The organism is Sporomusa sp., from assembly GCF_057736855.1.
The window spans coordinates 1-2,511 of sequence record NZ_JBYKYF010000378.1 but is presented as its reverse complement, the minus strand read 5'-3'; the positions used below and the strand labels follow the sequence as shown (position 1 = coordinate 2,511).

Here is a 2,511-nt window from a genome sequence, read left to right as displayed (position 1 = left end):
AAGCCCATAGCGGACTTTCACCGCCTAGTTACTGCCCATGCCGGGCAAACTAGCAAGAAGTCACATACATTTGTCGTTGTATGTGACTTCTTGCTAGTTCTATATAAAATTGGTTTGAAAAATGGATTACTTCTTTTCAAACGTTTTACAATCAGTGTCTGACGTTTTCGATGCATTAGGACCTGTTACATGAATCTCTTTGGCACCGCAATAGTTGCCGTTATCCCAATACTTACAATTATTAACAAAACATTCAACAGCCGGAGTGATTTGCGTTCCGTCTAAAAAGGCCGCTGACATAGCACCGCCAATATTGGCATTATGAAAAGAACCAACCATATCACCTACCGTTTTACGGTGATGAAAAGATTTACATAAGGTGTCTGCTGAAGTTTCAGATGTGCCTCCGCTTTCATCATTGTAAACACTGATTTTTGCTGCCATACATTGGTCACCTGGCATATAATGGGTACATTGATCAACAGTACATTTAACAACCGGATTAGACATAATATTCCCTCCTTTATTTTTTGATAGTATCTGTACGCTAGGGATTTTTTATGCCCGTTATATTGCTACCAAAGTTATGATTTCCCGAGTATCAAAATGACACTTGGGACAGTAGATGCGATGCATGCAATACTCGGCTGATTGAAACGGCAATGACTGTGCTTCCATGTAAGGACTGTAAGGTCCGAGATAATTATTCAGTATGCCACCATCCCTCATGGTATGGCCACATTGCGGGCATTTTTTTTCAACTATTTGCATTGCATTACACAATGGACAAACCTTATTCACAGGCTTTCACCTCATTTCAGCAAACTACATTCATAGGTTCCCCATTACATAACATTACAAACCTGCTCACCGAAACAAGCAATAAAAATAGATTACCTCGTTACAAAAAAATAAGGCGCCGTACTATTCAAGGAATAATGCATTAGCTGGTGCACCCGTCTTGCTGTGAACCTTGCCGATACATTGCGTTGCTGGCAAATGGTTGTTATGTCTCCTTTATGATTTTACTTTTATTTTGCTACTACAATATCAAGTATAGCACGAACTACAACAGGAAATTCTACATAAAACGTCAAAATACAAATAAGTAGGAAAATCATGACATGATTGGATAGGTGATACGTATGAAAAAACAAACACCCCCAGATCTCAATATAAGACCAAGAATCCTATACCAAGTAGCCAAGGCTGCCTGGGAAGGCCAGCTTTTTGAGCGCAAAGAGGAAATATGCCGCTTATTGCAGTCTGAATTTGAAGATAAAGCTACCAGAAGGCTTGTTGCCAATCAAATTCGTATTGCCATGGGTCTTGAACCCAATAACTCGGAAGAGGTTATTAGCGAATATGATGAAGAAGCCCTGATGGGTATGGGCAGCGAACCCATTGTCCTTGCAAATCCAGAGGTTTGTCAGGAGTGTATGCAGGCAAACTGTCAGACCAGTTGTCCCATGAGCGCGATCACTCGCGATGAACTGGGACGTCCTTGTATCGACAAAACCAAGTGCGCCAGAGACGGCTACTGCATCAGCGCTTGTGAGTTCGGCGCATTGGCTGATAAATCACAGTTTGTACCACTAATTAATCTACTGAAACAAAACACACACAAAGTATATGCATCTGTTGCCCCGGCTTTTACCGGGCAATTTGGTCCCGAAGTTACCCCTGGCAAACTTCGCAGCGCGTTATTAAAGTTAGGTTTTAGCGAAATGGTTGAAACCGCCTTGTACGCTGATCTTATCACCATTAAAGAAGCCTTTGAGTATGATGAACATGTTAAGGAAGAACACGATTTCTTAATTACCAGTTGCTGCTGCCCTATCTGGATTAAGCTCATTGAAAACAAATTCCCAGATCTAATAAGTAATATATCCCCATCTGTATCCCCCATGATAGCTTCAGGACGAGTCATCAAAGAACTGGAACCTGATGCCAAAGTAGTGTTTATTGGACCTTGTGTCGCCAAAAAGTCGGAAGCACAACTACCTGACCTGAAAGGCGCTATTGATTTTGTACTTACTTTTCAAGAATTAGCAACTATTTTTGAGGCAGCCAACATAAACCCTGCGGAAGAGCCGGACGAAGAAAATCCCTTAGCTTCCTGGGGTGGCCGCCTTTATGGACGTACAGGTGGCGTCAGCGCTGCTGTAGGTACTACGCTAGAAAAACTCATTCCCCGCCGCGCCGAAAAGTTCAAAGCTATCAAAGTGGATGGCATACCTGATTGCACTAAATTATTGGAGGATCTCAGAGCCGGCAAACTCGATGCCAACTTTATTGAAGGTATGGCTTGCAAAGGCGGTTGTGCTGGTGGGCCTGGCAGGATTATTTCACCCGAAAAATGCACCAATTATATCAACGAATATGGCAATGCTTCGCACGCCCATACCCCAGTGGAAAATCCGCAGGTTTACTCGCTCCTGGCTAAACTCGGCCACTATCAAGATCATGGTATTCCGGCCATTTTACTTGAACCTGTCATGGCAGGAATAC

Annotated in this window: 2 protein-coding genes; one reads left to right on the top strand and one right to left on the bottom strand. The window is 42.8% G+C overall.

What is annotated here, in order from left to right; genetic code table 11:
• Positions 1 to 126 precede the first annotated feature (126 nt).
• Complete coding sequence (locus tag AC29Z1_RS16485; protein ID WP_488272540.1) at positions 127 to 510, bottom strand: DUF1540 domain-containing protein; 384 nt, start codon at positions 508 to 510, stop codon at positions 127 to 129.
• Positions 511 to 1,145: 635 nt separating this feature from the next.
• Here AC29Z1_RS16485 and AC29Z1_RS16480 point away from each other — a divergent pair.
• Positions 1,146 to 2,511 (top strand): [Fe-Fe] hydrogenase large subunit C-terminal domain-containing protein (locus tag AC29Z1_RS16480; RefSeq protein WP_488272539.1); only part of this gene is annotated, 1,366 nt, incomplete at its 3' end.